We start from the raw sequence: 18031 nt of genomic DNA, 5'->3' as shown, positions 1-18031 counted from the left end.
CCAAATCCTCGTCATTGGATGAACCTTGACCGGGGTCAGCTGTCGCTGCTGCTGTCCTTGTAGGTCAGCTGTTTCAGCAGCAGCGCCGCCTGTTCCGCCGCCGCCTCCAGCCTGGCGTAATAGGCGGTCAGGGTGCTGCGGTAGGTCTCGGCCTTGGTCTTGATGTCGGTGGACCGGCTTTCCAGCTCGGTGTCCCGGGTTTCCAGATCGTCGATGGCGGTGGCGAGGTCGCTGCCGTAGGTGGCCGATGCATCGTCGATGACGCCGAACAGCTTGTCGGCCAGCCCCTGCGAGAAGTCGATGTCCACGCTGCCGCTGTTGCCGGAATAGACCAGCACGATGCCTTCATAGTCCGAGCCGGTCGCACCGATGATGCGGTTGCCGCTGACGGTGAACAGGCTGTTGTCGCCGCCGACCGAGGCCGAGGCCAGCGTCCCGTCCTCGCCGCGCACGATGTCCAGCGTAAAGGACAGCGCCGAGGCGCTGCTGGTGTAGCGCAGCAGCGACATCTGGCTCGACGACGAGGTCATGTTGAGGCCGAGCAACTGTTTGACCGAGTCGATGTTGCTGCTGAGGATGCTGTTCAGCGTGTCCTCGTCCAGCTCCAGCTCGTTCGAACTGTTGAAGCTGATGCCCAGCGAGGCCATCGACAGAACCGTGCCGTCGTCGGTGGTGATGGAGGTGTTGAGCGCGCTGTTCACCGACCGGACAATCTGCCGCAGCAGGCTGTCGGAAAACAGCGTGGCGTCACTGGACGCCGTGCCGTCGCTGGTCGTCGCCTGCTGCGTCACCACGAAGTCGCGGTATTCGTTGTAGGCGTCGACGAAGCTGGTGATCGCCGACTTGATCGAGGACAGGTCGGTCGACACCTCCATCGAGATCGCCGTGTCCGGGCTGGCGCTGTAGAGGTTCAGCGTCACGCCTTCGATGGCGTCGTCGATGGTATTGGAACTGCGGGTGATGGTGACGCCGTCAACCTCGACGATCGCGCTCTGGACTGCGACCAGTTCGTTCTTGATCGCGCCGTCGCTGTCGGTCAGCCCGAGCGAGGAGAGGACGCCATCGCCACCGTCGGTCATCGAAATGGCCTGGCCGGTGTTGTTGGAGGTCAGGATCAGCTGATAGCTGCTGTCGCTGACCTGGACGATGCTGGCGGTGACGCCGCTGGTCGATTTGTTGGCGTTGATCGTGTCGCGCAGGTCGGTCAGGCTGTCGTCGCTGTCCATCGCGATGGTGACGGCGCTGCCGTCGGCCGCCTGGAGCGTGAAGCTGCCGGAATAGCCGAGCGCGCTCGTCTTGCTGGCGACGCCGTCGGCCGCGATCTTGTGCTTGGTGGCGAGCTGCTGCACCACGACCGAATAGGTGCCGACCTCCGTATCGTCGTCCACCGTCGCGCTGAACACGTCGTCGTCGCCGACATAGGCGGTCCGCTGGCCGAACAGGTTGGAGGACGCGCCGGTGGAGACGCTGCGGTTGCGCAGGCCGTCGATGGCGTCGCTGACCGCCTGCAGCTTGTCCTGCAGGTCGGTGTAGGCGGTGATCTTCGCCTCGTTGGCGGTGATCTTGGTGTCAATGCGGTCGGCCTTGGCCAGCCGCGCGTTCACCTTGGCCTCGATCAGCAGGGAATAGTCGATGCCGGTGCCGGAATCGCTGGAGGACAAGGCCGAATAGCCCGTGGTCGCGGCCGTGCTGGAGGTGGTGGAGCTGACGGTGGTCATGGCAAGGCTCTCCCGGTTCCGGCCACGGGGGACGCGGCGGATGGCACGGCGATGCGGGGTTTTGCGGCGTTGACGATGGAAGGAAACGGCCGCCGGCGGGGCGCGCCCCACGAGTGTGTGAGGCTGTGCGGGACGCGGCACCCTTGACCGGCGGCCTTGCGAACCGTCAGCGGAGAAGGGAGAGCAGATTCTCGGGCATCTGGTTCGCTTGGGACAGCACGGCGATGGCGGCCTGGGTCAGGACCTTCTCCGATGCCAGTTTGGATTGTTCCTCGGCCACGTCGACGTCCATGATCTTGGACTGGGCGGCTTCGGTGTTCTCGATGGTGGTGTCGATCATGTCGCTGCGGAATTCGAAGCGCGAGATCAGCGCGCCGACATCGGCGCGGGCGTCCGACAGGGTGGTGACCGCGGTGTCGAGCGCCGTCAGGGCCGCGGCGGCGGTGGCCGACGTGCCGACATCCAGCGTGTTGATGCCAAGCCCCGTCGTGGTGACGCCGGCGATCTGTACCGTGATGTTGTCGTTCGACGTGGTGCCGACGCGGAAGGACACGCCGGTCGACCAGTTGGTCGCGCCGTCGAGCAGGGATTCGTCGTTGAAGCGGGTGCCCGACGCGATGCCGTCGATTTCGTCCTGCAGCTGCTGGAATTCGGCGTCGAGGTAGGAGCGCTCGTTGTCGGTGACCGAGCCGGACAGCGATTGCGTGGCGAGCGAGCGCATGCGCTGCACGATGTCGGAGATGCTGGACATGCCGCCGTCGGCGGTCTGGAGGATGGACGATCCGTGCGAGGCGTTGGTGGCCGCCTGGTTCAGCACCGTGACGTCGGACTTCAGCGAGGTGCCGACGGCGAGACCGGCGGCATCGTCCGACGCTTTGGTGATGCGCGAACCGCTGGCGATCTTCGAGACCGAGTCCGACTGGTTGGTCGAGTTGATGTTGAGGTAACGAAGGGCCGAATTGGAAGCCGTGTTGGTCGAGATGACGGGCATGATGTGGTCTCCTGATCGAACCGGGCCGTTTCGGCGACCCTCACCGGGACTCACGGGGCAGGCGGCGAAAGCTGGCGGACTTTTTAGATAGGGTTAGCGCTTTTTTGCGAAGCCCCCGACCCTTCACAGATATTTGGACAGGTTGTTCTCTTCGAGGATCTTCATCAGGCTCATGGTCGCTTCCAGCGAGGCCTGGAGCTGCGACAGTTTGGTGGTGGATTCGGCCAGATCGACGCTGCGGATGTCGTCCACCTGGGTTTGCAGCACAAGCTGCTCGTCGACATGGCGGTCGATGGTGTTCTCCAGCGAGGAACTGGCCGCACCCAGCTTGGCCTGGACGATGGACAGCCCGTCGGTGGCGTCGGAGGCGAGTTGCGTCGCCTCCGCCAGCAGATCGGTGTCGACCGGATCGGTCGACATGTTGGCGATCAGGCTGAAGGCGCGCAGGGCTTTCTCGAAGGCCGGCTGGTCGGCGGTGACGCCGTAGGACAGCACGAAATCGTCGGCGGCCTGGAAATGGGCAACGGTGGAATCGCCATTGTAATAGCCGGTGTCGGCACTGGAGGGATAGGTCGCCGCGCTGTAGCTGTCGAGATCGACCGCCGGCTGGTCGGTGCGCCCGCCGGCGAACAGATAGCGACCGTCCTGCCGGGTGTTGAGCAGCCCGCCGAGTTCCTCCATCAGCTGGCCGGCCTCGGCCACCACGCCTTCGACGCCGGCCGCATTGTTGCCTTGCAGGCCGGTGATCAGCGCGCTGAGGCGGGAGGTCAGGTCGGACATGCCGCCGACGGCGTCGTACATCGACTGGATGCGGCCGTTCACGACCTCGCCCTCGTCGATATAATGTTCCAGCCGGCGGTAATGGCTTTCGAGATTCACCAGCCGGCCGCTGTCCGAGGCGATGCCCTTGTAGTCGGTGGAGTTCAGCCCCGACGCCGAGCGGACCTGTTCCGCAGCCACCTTGGCCTCGGCCTTCATCATGTATTGGACGAGCGTGTTCTGATGGTTGTAGGTCGCGACCCGTTCCATCGCGGTCTCCTCTACTGGACCATGTCGAGCGCCGTGCTGAACATCTCCTGCAGCGTCTTCATGACCGCGGCGGCGGCCTCGTAGGCGGATTGCAGGGTGGAGATCGCGGCGGTCTCCTCGTCGACGTTCACGCCGCTCTGCGACGAGAAAGTCGATTCGAGGCTGCTGGTGTAGGTTTTCTGGCTGTCGTAGGCGGTGGATGCCTTGTCGGCGAGCGTCGCCGCCCCCTGAATCACCGCACCGACATAGCCGGCGAAACTCGTGCTGCGGGCGCTCAACGACCCGGCGGCATCGAAGTCGTAGCTGGCGGAAAAGGCTGCCGACAGCGCCTTCGCCACCGATCCCTCGCCGCTGGTCAGCGCCGTGCCGCCGGCGGTCAGTCCGCTGGCGGAGGACAGGGCCCCGGTGGCGAGGAGGCTGCTGTCGTTGGCGATGCGGGTAGCGACCTTGATATCGGAGGCTCCGGTGCCGGTCAGCAGGTCGTTCAGGCCGTAGGCGTCGGAGAAAGTGCCCGTGGTGCCATCGCTGGCGTCGCCGCCCAGCGCGATGCCGTTGCTGGCGCTGTTGGTGGAGATGACCAGCTTGCCATCGGCGGAAATCGAGGCCGAGGCATTGCTCATCGTGTTGATGGCGTCAACGACGTCCTGAAGGGTCGATTTGGTCGACAGGTCGATGTCGAGGACCTCCGCCGCCGTGCCGGAACTGTCGGTGACGGCGACGCGCAGGGTGCCGCTGGTCACCTTCAGCGCGTCGCCGGCCGAGACGGTCTCTGTGCCGGTCAGGCTTTGTGGCGCCGGGTAGGAGGTGCCCTGGTTCTGGATGGCGTTCAGCGTGTCGATCAGGGTGGTCGCCAGCTCGTCCAGGCCGGCCTGCTGCGCCGGCAGGTCGGTGTCGCGCAGTTGAACCAGCGCGCCCAGCGAACCGCCGAGCGACGAGCCGGTGACGTCCACTCCGTTCAGCATGATGCCATTGAACCCACTGCTGCCGCTGGCGCTGTAGGCAGTGCCGGCGCTGACCGACGCGGCCGGCGTGTAGGACAGCTCATGCACCTTGCTGTCAAGCAGCGACTTGCCCGACGCGGTGGAGATGCGCATCAGCCCGCTGTCGTCGACCTGATAGGTGACGTCGATGGACTTGGACAGGCTCTTCAGCGCGGTGTTGCGCTGGTCCTCCAGGTCGGTGACGTTCTGGCCCAGCGCCTTGCCCTTCACGATCCGGTCGTTGAGGGAATCGATGCCGGTCAGCGTCTCGTTGATGGTGTCGACGGTGGTGGCGATCTCGTCGTCGGCCTGGGCGCGCAGCGACTGGATGGATGAGGAGGTGTTGCGCAGCGTCTCCGCCAGATCAGACAGGTCCTGTACGGTGGCGGCCTTGGCGCTCTCGCTTTCGGGAGAGGTGGCGAGCGTGCCCAGCGTGTCGGCCAGCGCGTCGATCATCGACCCGATGTCGGTGCCGCCGCTGTCGTCGTCGCTGACGCTGCCGAAGGCCGACTGCATCTGGTCGAGATAGCTGTTGCGGGTATCGGTGTAGCCGAGGTCGGACTGGGCCGATACGAGCGTCTTCAGCAGATAGCGGTCGACGTTGCTGCTGACCGCGGTGACGTCGACGCTGGCGACGTTGACGCCGGTGCTGCGGGTGACGTTGGACGCGGTCTTGCGGGTGTAGCCGTCGGTGTCGGCATTGGCGACGTTGGAGGAGGCGACGGCGATCCCGACCTCGGACGTGCGCAGCGCCGATGAGGCGATGGAACTGGCGACGCGAAGCGACATGGCGGGCCTCCTTTCCGGCTTTCCGCGCTCAAATGGTCAGGCCGTCAGGCCGACGACATGGCCGGTGGTGCGCATCGCCACCCGCGCGCCATAGCGGGCGCCGGGGCCATAAGCGACGCCATAGACGCCGGCCGGTGCGGTGGAGGCGGCGCGCAGGGCGGCGCCGATGGCGGTCTGGCGGGCGCGGTGGACCCTGATCTGCGCCTCCATCTCCCGCATGCGGGCGGCCAGCGCCGGCAGGACCCGGTCGGCGGCGGCCTTGGCGGCGCCGCGCACGGCAGGGGCGACGCGCTTGCTGCGCGTCTGCGCCAGCGCATCGGCCAGCCGGTCCTTCCAGCTCCGCAGCAGCGTCTGCATGTCGCCCGCCGCCAGCAGCGCATCGCGCGGCCGCCCCTCGCGCACCGCCGCCTCGGCGCGCGTTGCGGCGCGGTCCAGTTCGGCGACGAAGGCCTCCAGCACCTCCACCGCGTCGACGCGGAGGAAGATGGTCGGGGTTTCCGGCGTGCCGCTCCGGTCAGGGGTCCAGGCGAGGGGTTGGACGGGAGCCTGGGCCTTGGTCAGAACGGGCCTCGGCGGGGCCGGCTTGCGCAGGGTCTGCTTGAGCGCCATGGCGATAGCTCCGGGTTTTGGATGTCTGGTTCCACGGCGGGTGGTGCGAAAACTGGCGGGGATTTTTGAGGGGAGCGTCGGCTTCGGTTGCCCGCTCCCACTACCGCCGCGTCGCCATCGCCCGCCCATAGGCGCTCATCGCGGCATTGGCGACCCGGCCGCGGTGGATCCGGGCTCCCAGCGCACGCTTTTCCACGTCCAGCCCGTCGATCAGCGCGATCAGATCGTCGGCCATTGCCAGCCGCTCGGCCTGCGTGGCGGTCCTCGCCAGCAGGGCCCGCGCCTGGACCGTCAGCCGCCGGTGTTCCATCAGCAGGGCTTCGGCGCGGGCGAAGCGGTCGTCGGGTGCGGCGGCCATGGCGTCAACGCTTCATCGAGATCAGCGTGTCCAGCATGTCCTGCGCCGTCGTCATCACCTTGGACGCGGCGGAATAGGCCTGCTGCGCGACGATCATCCGGCTGAACTCGTCGGTCAGCTCAACCGTGGAGCTTTCGAGCGAGCTGGCCTCGATCTCACCGGCCTTGCCGTCGCCGGCGGTGCGCAGCTGGTAATTGCCGGACTCGAAGGTCTGGGTAAAGGTGGTTCCGCTCTCGCTCTCCAGCCCGTTGGAGTTGGCGAAGGTCGCGATGGGGATCTGGTAGATCGCCCGCGTCTCGCCATTGTCGAAGGTGGCGCGCACCACGCCGCTGCTGTCGATGGTGGTCCCGGTCAACGTGCCGGGCTCGTAGCCGTTGCCGGTGGCGGTCCAGTCGCCGATGGCGGCAGTGCTCTCGCCCGATGCGTATTGCGTCAGCCCGGTCGTGCTGTTGGCGCTGCCGAGCGACATCGTCACCGTGCTGTCGCTGGCGCCGGTGGTCCAGCCGCCGACCGAAAAGCCGATGGCCGACGGATCGACGCTGGTCGTGGTGCCGCTGCTGTCGGTCTGGGTGGCGCTGGCGAGCGAGCCATCGCTGTTGAAGGCGATGGAGATCGGGAAACCGGAGATCGTGCCGGTCGTGGTCGTGCCGTCGGCCGAGCTGGTCGGGTCGGAGGCGTTGAGCGACCAAGTGTTGTCGGCCGTCTTGCTCCAGGTCATCGTCACCGAATGGCTGTTGCCGAGGGCATCGAACAGTTCGACGTCGGTGGTGAAGCTGTCGCCGGTCGCCGCGTCGGACGGCAGGTTGGCCTCGATGTCCAGCGTCGAGGTCGCCTTGGGCGTGCCCTTGATGCTGGTCAGGTTGATCGCCTCCAGGCTGTCGGTGGAGGTCTTGTTGCCGGCCTTGATGGTGCCGTCGTCGCCCACCGCCCAGCCATAGAGGTAATAGCCCTCCGAATTGACCAGATTCCCGTTGGAATCGGTGGAGAAGGAGCCGTTGCGGGTGAAATAGGTGCCGCCGCTCGACGTCTTGTCCGACACGACGAAGAAGCCGTCGCCATTGACCGCCATGTTGGTGGTGGTCGCCGAGGACTGGATTTCGCCCTGGCGGCTGACGCTGCGGGTGTTGGACGCGATGACGCCGCCGACCTGCTCGTCCACCGTGGTGGTCTTGTTGATGTAGGAGGTGAACTCCGTCACCGTGCCCTTGAAGCCGGTGGTGCTGGAATTGGCGATGTTGCTGGAGATGCTGGCGAGCGCCTTGCTCTGGGCGGTCAGCCCGGACGTGGCGCTGTACATTGCGCTGGTGAGGCTCATGGCGGCACCTGTCTTTCGAATTGTCCGGGGGAGGGGTCAGGAAACCGTCAGCACCTTGTCGGCCGACAGGCTGACGCCGCCGACGCTCAGCACCGCCGTGCCGGACGAGCTGTCCACGGCGGTCACGGTGCCCTTGAAGCGGGTGGCGGTATCGATGGCCTTGCCGTTGGCGTCGAGCGCGGTGATCGATAGGGTGTAGGTGCCGCTGCTGTAGCTCTTGCCGTTGGTGCCGACGCCGTCCCAGGTCACCTCGTGCGTGCCGGCGGCGGTGGAGGAGCTGACATCGCTGTAGACGGTGTTGCCGCTGGAATCGGTGATGGTCAGCTTGACCGAGGACGCCGCGGAATCGAGGTCGTATTCCCAGCTCGCTTCGCCGTCCTGCAACGGGGTGGTGGAGCCTTCGGCCTCGACCGTCTTGCCGTAATAATTGACGGCGCCGCTGCCGGACCCGAGGGAGGACGACAGGGTGCTGCTGAGGTCGGACACCGTGCTGTTCAGTTCGTCAAGCTTGTCGTTGATCGACATCTGCTGTTCCAGTCCGGACAGCTGGACGAGCTGGGTGGTGAAGGTGGTCGTATCGACCGGGTTGGTCGGATCTTGGACCTCGAGCTGCTTCATCAACAGTGTCAGGAATGTCTGATAGCTGTCGGTCGCGCTCGTGGCCGACGAGCTGCTCGACGTGGACTTCGTCGACGTCGTTGACGTCGTTGCGCTGACGGAATCGACCAGCATCGCCTTCTCCACCCAATCGCGGCCCGTTCGCGGAATCCGGGTGGGATTTCGCGGCGGTTCAGGCCGATGGCTTTTCGGGATGGGCGGCGGGCTGGCGCCGCCCCGTTCGTTCTGTGGCTATCCACGGAACGGCGGGCGAAAGCTGGCGCAGATTCTTCCGGGAAAATTCAGATGGACATAAAAAACCCCGGCGGGACGGGTCCGGCCGGGGCGAAAAGGCAGTTGAGACGACGACGACTGCGGAAATGAAGCGGTTACGACAGGACGGTCACGAGGCGTGGCGCAGATCGGCGGAACCGGGGTAGGTCGGCCGCCTGTGCGCCACGGTAGCGGGGAAGACTAGGACAGACGGGCGGCGGTCGGACACCAGAAGGGCATCCGCAGGCTCCCGCCCGTTCAACAGCCACTGGTAGGCGGCGGCGATGGCGACCCGGTCGCGCCCGTCCGAGGACAGCACGCGCAGGCCGGCAGCCATTTCCCCGTTCGAACCGCTGCGGCGAACCGCATCGCACAGCGCATGGCCGAGCCGGAGGTCCGACACCAGAACCGCACTGTGACCGGCCTGTGCGACGACCGACGCCAGGGCTCCCAGATGGGACGGCGGCAAGGGGGAATTGCCGACCTCCCGCAGGTCCAGGAAAAGGCTACGGCCGGTGCCGGCACCGGACAGCGCGTTGCGCAACGTCCCGAGCCAGACGGAGGGAGGAGTGTCACGAAGGCCGCTGCAGGCGACGGCGTGGAGACCCCAGTCGGTGGCTGCGACGGTGATGTCCTTCATGCTTTTCCCCTTCGGTGTGGTCCGGGTTCCTCGGGTCAGGTCCGCTCCGTCGATCCCGTCGGCTGGGGGGCCGGTCGGGGGGCAGCGGGGCATTCCTGACGACAGAGTATAGGGGAGATTCCTAACAATCAGTAACGGAAACTAGTTTCCAGTTTGAAATCCACATTCCGGATTCAGCATCCGAGGGCCCGGCCTTCGGCGGCGCATTGCAGGAGCAAAGCCGACGGCCGCCATTGCGGGCCGCCGATGTCGCGGTGGTAACGCTGGATCGCTTCGGCGATCTTGCCCAGACCTTCCTGATTGGCCCAGAACAGCAGGCCGCCGCGCCAGGACGGGAAGCCGTAGCCGTGAAGCCAGATGGCGTCGATGTCCACCGGACGGGCGGCGATGCCTTCCTCCAGGATTTTGGCCGCCTCGTTCACCATCGCATAAAGGCAGCGTTCGCGGACCTCCCCGTCGCTGACCGGACGCGGGGTGATGCCGCGGCGGCGGCGGTCCTCCTCGATCACCGCCGCCACCTCCGGATCGGGGATCGGGGTACGGCTGCCGGGCTCGTAGCGGTAGACGCCGGCCGAGGTCTTCTGGCCGTACCGCCCACGCTCTGCCAGGGTGTCGAGCCAGTTGGGCGACTGCGCCTCCGGATCGCCGGCCTTGCGCCGCTCCTCGCGGATGCGCCAGCCGACATCGATCCCGGCAAGGTCGGTCATCGAGAAATGGCCGAGCGGGAAACCGAACTCGGTCAGCACGCGGTCGACCTGCTCCGGGCTGGCACCTTCCTCGACCAGGGCCATCGACTCCCGGCCGCGCTGGTGCAGGATGCGGTTGCCGACGAAGCCGTAGCAGACACCGACCGCCACGCCGACCTTGCCGATCCGGCGCGCCAGCCCCATCGCCGTCGCCAGCACCGTGTCGGATGTCCTGGCCCCGCGCACCACCTCCAGCAGGCGCATGACGTTGGCCGGGCTGAAGAAATGCATGCCGAGCACGTCCTGGGGCCGGCCGGTCGCCGCGGCGATGGCGTCCACGTCCAGCGTCGAGGTGTTGGTGGCGAGGATCGCCCCCGGCTTGCAGGTCCGGTCCAGCGTCTGGAAGATCGCCTGCTTGACCTCCATGCTCTCGAAGGCCGCCTCCACCACCAGATCGGCGTCGGCCAGTTCATCGTAGGACAGGGTGGGATGGATCAGCGCCATCCGCTCGTCCAGCTGTGCCGCGGTCAGGCGGCCCTTGCGGAGGGTGGAGTCATAATTGCGGCGGATGGCGGCGATGCCGCGTTCCAGCCCCTCCTGCGCGCTGTCGACCAGCACGACTGGAATGCCGGCATTGGCGAAGCACATGGCGATGCCTCCGCCCATGGTGCCGGCGCCGATCACGCCGATCCTGCGGATGTCGCGCGTCGGCGTCCCGGCCGGCAGGCCGGGAACCTTCGCTACCTCACGCTCTGCGAAGAAGGCGTGGATCAGGCCGGCCCGCTGGGGCGAGTCCATGCAGGCGAGGAACAGCTCGCGTTCGCGCGCCGTACCCTCGTCGAAGGGCAGGGTGACGGCGGCCTCCACCGCATCGACGATGCGGTGGGGAGAGAACAGGTGCGGTTGCCGCTTTGCAAGCTCGGCCCGCTTCGCTGTGAACAGGGCGGGATCGGTGCCGGCGATGCGGTCGGTGCGGGCGCTGACCGGCTGCGGGCGGCTCCCGTCGGCCAGCAGCCGTTCGGCAGCGTGCAGGCCGGCCTCCAGGGGGGAGGTGCCGTCTTCCACCGCATCGACGAGGCCGATGGCCAGCGCCTCTTCGGCACCCACCGGATCGCCGGACAGGATCATGTCCAGCGCCTTGGCCGCCCCGACCAGCCTGGGCAGCCGCTGCGTGCCGCCGGCCCCCGGCAGCAGGCCCAGCTTGACCTCCGGCAGGCCGAGCTTTGCCGACTTCAACGCGACGCGGACATGGCAGGCCAGCGCCACCTCCTGCCCGCCGCCCAGCGCCGTGCCATGGATGGCGGCGATCACCGGCTTGGCCGCCGCATCGAGGTGCGCCACCACCTCCGGCAGGGTCGGCGGAGCGGACGGCTTGCCGAACTCCCGGATGTCAGCCCCGGCCATGAAGGTGCGTCCGGCGCAGACGATTAGCAGTGCCTCGGCCCCATCGTCGTCCAGCCCGGCGTCCAATGCCGCAACCAGCCCGCTGCGCACGCCATGGCCGACGGCGTTCACCGGCGGATAATCGACGGTGATGACGCCGACGCGTCCCTGGCGCGCATACTGGACAGGGTTGGACGGAACCGCTTCAGTCTGGGCCGGCGACGGCATCGGCACTCTCCGAAAAGCCAAAGGTCCGGGCTGATCCGATCACAGACGGCGTCATGGATGGGGAGCCCACGGACCGTCAGTCTAACAGACGGTCCCATCAAATCAAGTTTTCGGAATATAATTTCTTTGTACGGAATTTAATGGGCGAAGCTGCTTCTGCGGGAACCGAACGGCGCGGTCACGGGTTGGCACTCGCGTCGAAGGTCACTGGCTGGAGTTTGGGTTATGGATTTGACGGGGAAGGTCGCGCTGGTCACCGGTGCGGGGTCCGGGATCGGTAAGGCGTCGGCGATACGCTTCGCCCAGTCCGGTGCCTCGGTCGGGGTGCTGAGCCACACCGCGGACGAGATCGCGAAGACCGCCGACGAAATCCGCGCCGCCGGTGGAAAGGCGATTCCCCTGACTGCGGATGTCGGCGACGACGCGGCGATGCGGCAGGCGGTCGAGCGGTTGGTGGAGGAGTTCGGGCGGCTCGACATCGTTTTCGCCAATGCCGGCATCAACGGCGTCTGGGCGCCCATCGACGACCTGACGCCGGACGAATGGGACCGTACCATCAACACCAACCTGCGCGGCACCTATCTGACGCTGCATCATGCGGTTCCGCACCTGAAGAAAGCGGGCGGCGGCTCGGTGATCGTCACCGCATCGATCAACGGCACGCGGGTGTTCAGCAACACCGGCGCCACCGCCTATTCCTGCACCAAGGCGGCACAGCTCGCCATGGTGAAGATGCTGGCGCTGGAACTGGCGCCGAGCCGCATCCGCGTCAACGCCATCTGCCCCGGCATCATCGACACGGATATTCCCGACAACACCAGGATGCGGAATATCGAATCGGTGAAGACCCCCATCGAGTATCCGCAGGGTAAGGTGCCACTGACCGGCGGCAAGTCCGGCGACAGCTTCGACGTGGCGGAGCTTGCGCTGTTCCTGGCGTCCGACCGCGCGAAGCACATCACCGGCACCCCGGTCTGGATCGACGGTGCGGAATCCCTGATGGTCGGCTGACGATCCGCAACCCCGCGGCTCGGCCGCAAAACCGAACAACCAAGGTGAAGGACACCATGAGCTTGCATGAGAAAGTGCGGAAGAACGAGGAACTCGGCCGCTATGAGCTGACAGTGGCCGGCTCCACCGCGCTGGTCACTTATGACATGCGCGATGGCAAGATCGCATTGACCCACACCGAGGTTCCAGGCGCCCTGACCGGCCAGGGGGTGGGGTCGGAGCTGGCGAAGGGCACGCTGGACGACATCCGGGCCCAGGGCATGAAGGTGCTGCCAATCTGCACCTTCATCGAGGCTTACATCAAGCGTCACCCGGAGTATCAGGACCTCGTCGGCTAAACCGGGTTGCCGTCCTCGTCGAGGAAGATCAGATCGCCGTCCAGCAGGAAGAGGCAGATGCAGTCTTCCTCGCTGGCGCCGCGGGCGTAATGGTCGGTGCCGGCGACATAGTGGGCGACGTCGCCAAGCCCGTAGCTGCCATATTCGTCGCGGAAGGCGCCGCGCAGGACCAGCAGCAGCTCGTCCGCAGTGTGGCGGTGCGCCGGAACCGGGGCATCCGAGGCCATGCGAAGCAGGCGGATCGTCGTGCCGGACAGGGTGCGCTCCCAGCCCGACAGCCAGACCCCCTTGGAAATCTCCCGCCAGGACCCGTCATCGGTCGCGGTGTCGATGGCGTCCGGCAGCCAGCTGCGCAGCGGTTCCGGCACCAGCCGCCCGCATGTCCGTTCGGCTGCCGGCGGTTCGACGGGAGCCGGCTCCGGCGGCGCCAGCGCGGCGGTCAGCAGGCTGTCCATACGGTCCAGCACCGCATCCAGCCCATCGTGAGCGGCGCAGGGCAGTTCTTCGAACCAGTTTCCGCACAAGGCTTCGTATGACGCGACGCGCTGGCGGCAGTCCGGGCAATAGGCGAGGTGTGTCGCCACCAGCAGCGACTTCCCGGCCCGCTCCTGCCCGCTGGCATAGCCGATCAGAAGCTGGTCGTCCGGATGGTGGAACGGCACCGTCACGCCTTGTCCCTCATGCTGCGTTTCAGATGGCTGAGCGCGAGGCGCAGCCGGGTCTTGACCGTTCCCAAGGGCACCTCTGTGTCCTCGGCGATCTCTTCATGCGTCTGTTCGAGAAAATACGAACGGCGCAGCACCTCGGATTGGTTCGCCGCCAAAGTTTCGATGGCATCCTGAAGCTGGCGGCTGCTCTGGACCATCTGGGCGGTCTCCTCCGGCGTGGCGAGGGAGGCGGGGGTCATTGCCGGATCGTCCGGGTCGGGGGCGGGGCGCATCTCCTTGCGCAGGCGGTCGATGCGCCGGTTGCGGGCGATGGTGAACACCCAGGTGCCGACGGTCGCCTGGGCCGGATCGAAGCTGCCGGCCTTCAGCCAGACCGTCAGCATCACGTCCTGGACCAGTTCCTCCGCCGTGCTGCGGTCGGCGCCGAGCCTGAGGCAATATTGCAGGATCTTCGGCGCGAAATGGCGGAACAGCGCAGCGAAAGCCGTGCGGTCGCGATTCTGCGCCACTGCATGGACCAGCCCCCCGAACTGGTCGGCATCGGTCCGGGCGGCATCTGGGCTCCCCACCCCGTCCTTGTCCAACGTCCCCGGCACTTGGGGCTCCCGCGAAAACGGCATTCAACCACCAGTCAGCATTCCAGCGGGCGGCAGCTTATCCCGAACTTCTTAACGGAGCATTCCCGAAAAATCGTCAGTGTACCATTGATGCCTTCAACGGGCTCTCAGCGCACTCATGGGATCGAGGGGAGAGACGGTGGGCGTGGTCTGGGGCAGCGGGCGGAAGGCGGCCTGCGCCGCGGCGGGCAAAGGCGGGCGCATGCGGGTCCGCCACAGGCCATAGAAGGTGGCGCACAGCGCGCTGCCGGTGACGAAGCTGAAAAGCCCGGCCGGCCCGGCGGCGGTCATCAACGCCGACGCCACCGGCGGGCCGATGATGGCGCCGACGGAATTGGCCAGGATCAGGCCGCCGCTGGCCGACACCATGTCCTCCCGCCGGACGTAATCGTTGGTATGGGCGAGGCAGACCGGGTAGAGCGTGAAGGCCAGCCCGCCGAACAGCGGCGCCACCAGCATCAGCGCCAGCGGCCGGTCCAGGCCGGCGGCGGCGATCATGCCCAGGCTGGTCAGCGACAGGGCGGCCGACAGGCCGATGATGACGCTGCGCCGGTCGAAGCGGTCCGACAGCCGGCCGAGCGGCCATTGCAGCGCCATGCCGCCGAGGATCAGCGCCGACATGAACAGCGCCGTGCCCGAAACGCCGAAGCTGGAGGAGGCGCCGAACACCGGGGCCAGCCCATAGATCGACCCGGTGATCGCCCCGCTGATGAACACCCCCGCCACCCCCAGCGGCGAGCTTCGATAAAGCCGCCCGATGCCGAATGAGGAGACGTTCGGCAATTGCGGCGGCGTGGTCCGCGTCAGGGCCACCGGCACCAGCGCCAGTGTCAATAAGATCGACACGATCATGAACAGCCGCACGCCGGTCTCGTCGTCCAGGCGCAGCAACTGCTGCCCGACGCCGGAGGCGCCATAGAGCGTCACCATGTAGGCCGACAGCAGCTGCCCTCGGCTTTCGTTGGTGGCGGTGCCGTTCAGCCAGCTTTCGATGCACATGTAGAGACCGGCCATGCAGAACCCCTGCGTCAGGCGCAGCAGAGCCCAGAGCGGCGCATCGACGAACAGGGCGTGCGACAGCGCGGCGACCGACACGACGGAGGCGAAGGCGGAGAAAGCCCGGATATGGCCGACACGGGTGATGATCCGATGCGCATAGAGCGATCCCAGGGTCAGCCCGCCATAATAGGCCGCGGTGATCATCCCGACCGCCGTCGCACCGGATGCCGTCGCCGACAGCCTCAGCCCGATCAGGGTCGACATGGCTCCGTTCGCCAGCATCAGAAAGGCGACGCCCAGCAGAAGCGAGGCGACCGAACGCACAACCGGTGGCATGCCTTGAAGCCTCCGCTGCCGTCAGTGCGTCAGGGCCGGAAGGCCGTTCGGGGGACGATGATGCATGGCGATGCTCCGAATCTCTGTTTGCGTGCGGTGATGCGACCTGCCGCAAGGTCCAACAGCCAAGCCATGGATTCGGTCCGTCGCCGGGGCAGGGAGCAGGGATGCGGCCCAGGGATGTGGTCGGGAGATGTGGCCCGGGAATCTGAGTGACCGTTGGGTCAACCGGACCGTTGACAGGGCATACCGATCGGTAACATACCTTCCGTCAGGTAGAGATTCGGGAGACGCCAGGATGTCCGACACTGCGCCCGCCACCCCATCGCCGGTCCAGCTCGTCCGCGAAGGGGCGGTGTCCTGGATCCGGCTGAACCGCCCGGGCGTGCTGAACGCGCTGGATGAACCGACCGCCGCCGCCTTTCTCGGCGCCTGCCGCAGCGTGGCGGAGGAGGGCGGGACGGGGCCGACGCGGGTGCTGGTGATCGCCGGCAATGGCCGCGGCTTCATGGCCGGCGGCGACGTCGGCCGTTTCAACGACGATCCCGCCGCCGCACCGGCGGTGGCCGGCGCCATCATTACCCATCTGCACGAGGCGCTGCGCGTTCTCGACCGGCTGGACGTTCCGGTCCTGGCCTCCGTCCATGGACCGGTGGCGGGGGCGGGGATGAGCCTCGCCAGTGCCGCCGACCTCTGCATCGCCGCCGACGATGCCAAATTCACCATGGCCTATGCCCGCATCGGCGCCACCCCCGACGGGTCGGGCAGCTTCCATCTGCCGCGTCTCGTCGGTCTGCGCCGCGCCATGGAGCTGGCGATGCTGTCGGAGGTGATCGACGCGGCGGAGGCATTGCGGATCGGGCTGGTCAACCGGGTGGTGCCGGCGGCAACCCTGGCGGAGGAGACGGTGAAGCTGGCCGAACGGCTCGCCGCCGGGCCGACCGTCGCCTATGCCGGCGTCCGCCATCTGATGCGCCAGTCCTTCGACCAAACGCTGGACCGGCAATTGGACGCCGAGCGCGACCGCTTCCTCGCCACTGCGGCCACCAGTGATTTCATCGAGGGCGTCAACGCCTTCATCGCCAAGCGCAGGCCGGACTTCACCGGCCGTTGACCGTCTTTACTGTCCGAGAAGTGGACCGAACCATGCAGAACGACATCGTCATCGTCGGCGCCGCCCGCACCGCTATCGGCGGCTTCGGCGGCAGCCTCAAGGATGTGCCGCTGACCCGGCTCGCCACCGTGGCGGTCAAGGCGGCGCTGGAGCGGTCCGGCGCCGCGCCCGACGCCGTCGGCCATCTGGTGATGGGCAACGTCATCCCGACCGAGACCAACGACGCCTATCTCAGCCGCGTCGCCGCCATCGACGCCGGCATCCCCATCGGTACGCCGGCTTTCAACGTCAACCGGCTCTGCGGCTCCGGCCTTCAGGCCATCGTTTCGGCGGCGCAGTCAATCGCGCTCGGCGACTGCGACGTCGCCATCGGCGCCGGTGCGGAATCGATGAGCCGCGGCCCCTATTTTGTGCCGAGCGCCCGCTGGGGCACCCGCCTGGGCGATGGGGCGCTGGTCGATTACATGAACGGCATCCTGCACGACCCCTGGCAGAAGATCCACATGGGGGTGACGGCGGAGAATGTCGCCGCCCGCTACGGCATCGACCGCGAGGCGCAGGACGCCTTGGCGCTGGAAAGCCAGCGCCGCGCTGCCCGCGCCATCGCCGAGGGCCGTTTCAAGGACCAGATCGTCCCGGTGGAGATCACGTCCCGCAAGGGCACCATCGTCTTCGACACCGACGAGCATGTCCGCGGCGACGTCACCCCGGAAGGGCTGGCGAAGATGAAGCCGGTCTTCAAGAAGGACGGATCGGTCACCGCAGGCAACGCCTCCGGCCTGAATGACGGCGCCGCCGCGGTGGTGCTGGCCGACGCCCGCCGCGCCGAGGCCCTTGGCCTGAAGCCGCTGGCCCGTCTCGTCGGCTATGCCCATGCCGGGGTCGAGCCCGACTATATGGGCATCGGCCCAATCCCGGCGACCCGCAAGGTGCTGGAGCGGACCGGCCTGTCGGTCGGTGACCTCGACGTCATCGAATCCAACGAGGCATTCGCGGCCCAGGCCTGCGCGGTGATCCGCGAGCTGGATTTCGACCCGGCCAAGGTGAACCCCAACGGCTCCGGCATCTCGCTCGGCCATCCGGTGGGGGCGACCGGTGCCATCATCACGGTGAAAGCGATCCATGAACTGCACCGCACCGGCGGCCGGTATGCCCTGGTGACCATGTGCATCGGCGGCGGCCAGGGCATCGCCGCCATCTTCGAGCGCGTCTGAGGTTCTGGGCTGGTACGGGCGGGATCGCTCGCCCGTACCCAAAACTCTCCTCCGGTTTTTCATTGAACGATCAATCAAAATAAAATCGACTTCCGCCTGCGGCCAATTGCGCAACTGCGCCATCAAAATGCAGGTTTC

Annotated in this window: 18 protein-coding genes; 5 read left to right on the top strand and 13 right to left on the bottom strand. The window is 67.0% G+C overall.

The genetic code is table 11. From position 1 onward, the window contains the following. Positions 1–35 precede the first annotated feature (35 nt). The 8 genes from fliD to GBZ48_RS01600 all read right to left on the bottom strand — a co-directional run bounded on the left by fliD (position 36) and on the right by GBZ48_RS01600 (position 8521). Complete coding sequence (gene fliD, locus GBZ48_RS01635; protein ID WP_174469382.1) at positions 36–1718, bottom strand: flagellar filament capping protein FliD; 1683 nt, start codon at positions 1716–1718, stop codon at positions 36–38. Positions 1719–1884: 166 nt separating this feature from the next. Further along, a complete protein-coding gene (locus tag GBZ48_RS01630) occupies positions 1885–2709 on the bottom strand; it encodes a flagellin (RefSeq protein ID WP_098736547.1) in 825 nt (274 codons plus the stop codon). A 123-nt stretch (positions 2710–2832) separates the two neighbouring features. Continuing rightward, entirely contained in the window at positions 2833–3738 is a 906-nt protein-coding gene (locus GBZ48_RS01625) for a flagellin (RefSeq protein ID WP_174469381.1), read from the bottom strand. A gap of 11 nt (positions 3739–3749) precedes the next feature. Next, the gene (gene flgK / locus GBZ48_RS01620) at positions 3750–5507 is read right to left on the bottom strand and encodes a flagellar hook-associated protein FlgK (protein ID WP_174469380.1); all 1758 of its coding nucleotides are present in this window, start codon (positions 5505–5507) and stop codon (positions 3750–3752) included. Positions 5508–5543: 36 nt separating this feature from the next. After that, the gene (locus tag GBZ48_RS01615; protein WP_174469379.1) at positions 5544–6116 is read right to left on the bottom strand and encodes a hypothetical protein; all 573 of its coding nucleotides are present in this window, start codon (positions 6114–6116) and stop codon (positions 5544–5546) included. A gap of 100 nt (positions 6117–6216) precedes the next feature. Next, on the bottom strand, positions 6217–6474 hold the full coding sequence (locus GBZ48_RS01610) for a hypothetical protein (protein WP_174469378.1): 258 nt from the start codon (positions 6472–6474) through the stop codon (positions 6217–6219). A 4-nt stretch (positions 6475–6478) separates the two neighbouring features. Further along, positions 6479–7789, bottom strand: coding sequence for a flagellar hook protein FlgE (gene flgE, locus GBZ48_RS01605; protein ID WP_174469377.1), 1311 nt, complete (start codon positions 7787–7789; stop codon positions 6479–6481). Between the two features lie 36 nt (positions 7790–7825). Next, a complete protein-coding gene (locus GBZ48_RS01600; RefSeq protein WP_211105584.1) occupies positions 7826–8521 on the bottom strand; it encodes a flagellar hook assembly protein FlgD in 696 nt (231 codons plus the stop codon). Here GBZ48_RS01600 and GBZ48_RS01595 point away from each other — a divergent pair. Next, positions 8448–8702, top strand: a complete 255-nt coding sequence (locus tag GBZ48_RS01595; RefSeq protein ID WP_343049095.1) for a hypothetical protein — start codon at positions 8448–8450, stop codon at positions 8700–8702. The genes GBZ48_RS01600 and GBZ48_RS01595 overlap by 74 nt on opposite strands. Positions 8703–8789: 87 nt before the next feature. Here GBZ48_RS01595 and GBZ48_RS01590 read toward each other — a convergent pair whose 3' ends face one another. Further along, the gene (locus GBZ48_RS01590) at positions 8790–9299 is read right to left on the bottom strand and encodes a hypothetical protein (RefSeq protein ID WP_174469374.1); all 510 of its coding nucleotides are present in this window, start codon (positions 9297–9299) and stop codon (positions 8790–8792) included. A 173-nt stretch (positions 9300–9472) separates the two neighbouring features. Then, positions 9473–11596 carry a 3-hydroxyacyl-CoA dehydrogenase NAD-binding domain-containing protein gene (locus GBZ48_RS01585; RefSeq protein WP_174469373.1) on the bottom strand — a complete coding sequence of 708 codons (2124 nt, stop codon included), beginning with the start codon at positions 11594–11596 and terminating at the stop codon, positions 9473–9475. 225 nt (positions 11597–11821) lie between these two features. On the opposite strand from GBZ48_RS01585, the gene GBZ48_RS01580 reads away from it, so the two are divergent. Further along, on the top strand, positions 11822–12607 hold the full coding sequence (locus GBZ48_RS01580) for an SDR family oxidoreductase (protein WP_174469372.1): 786 nt from the start codon (positions 11822–11824) through the stop codon (positions 12605–12607). A 56-nt stretch (positions 12608–12663) separates the two neighbouring features. Next, complete coding sequence (locus GBZ48_RS01575) at positions 12664–12945, top strand: GNAT family N-acetyltransferase (protein WP_174469371.1); 282 nt, start codon at positions 12664–12666, stop codon at positions 12943–12945. On the opposite strand, the gene GBZ48_RS01570 is transcribed toward GBZ48_RS01575, so the two are convergent. The 3 genes from GBZ48_RS01570 to GBZ48_RS01560 all read right to left on the bottom strand — a co-directional run bounded on the left by GBZ48_RS01570 (position 12942) and on the right by GBZ48_RS01560 (position 15565). Then, positions 12942–13613 (bottom strand): cupin domain-containing protein, encoded by a 672-nt coding sequence (locus GBZ48_RS01570; protein WP_174469370.1) that lies wholly within the window; start codon positions 13611–13613, stop codon positions 12942–12944. The genes GBZ48_RS01575 and GBZ48_RS01570 overlap by 4 nt on opposite strands. Then, complete coding sequence (locus tag GBZ48_RS01565) at positions 13610–14209, bottom strand: sigma-70 family RNA polymerase sigma factor (RefSeq protein ID WP_343049094.1); 600 nt, start codon at positions 14207–14209, stop codon at positions 13610–13612. Before GBZ48_RS01565 ends, GBZ48_RS01570 begins: the two co-directional genes overlap by 4 nt. Positions 14210–14326: 117 nt before the next feature. Beyond that, the gene (locus tag GBZ48_RS01560; RefSeq protein ID WP_174469368.1) at positions 14327–15565 is read right to left on the bottom strand and encodes an MFS transporter; all 1239 of its coding nucleotides are present in this window, start codon (positions 15563–15565) and stop codon (positions 14327–14329) included. Positions 15566–15863: 298 nt separating this feature from the next. On the opposite strand from GBZ48_RS01560, the gene GBZ48_RS01555 reads away from it, so the two are divergent. Further along, positions 15864–16679: an enoyl-CoA hydratase/isomerase family protein gene (locus GBZ48_RS01555; RefSeq protein WP_174469367.1), complete on the top strand. Its 816-nt coding sequence runs from the start codon at positions 15864–15866 to the stop codon at positions 16677–16679. A gap of 32 nt (positions 16680–16711) precedes the next feature. After that, positions 16712–17893: an acetyl-CoA C-acyltransferase family protein gene (locus tag GBZ48_RS01550; protein ID WP_174469366.1), complete on the top strand. Its 1182-nt coding sequence runs from the start codon at positions 16712–16714 to the stop codon at positions 17891–17893. The last annotated feature ends 138 nt before the right edge of the window (positions 17894–18031 follow it).

This window comes from Azospirillum melinis, from assembly GCF_013340935.1.
Lineage (GTDB): Bacteria > Pseudomonadota > Alphaproteobacteria > Azospirillales > Azospirillaceae > Azospirillum > Azospirillum melinis.
Note: the sequence above shows the minus strand (reverse complement) of the source record. Positions and strands in the feature narration are given on the sequence as shown.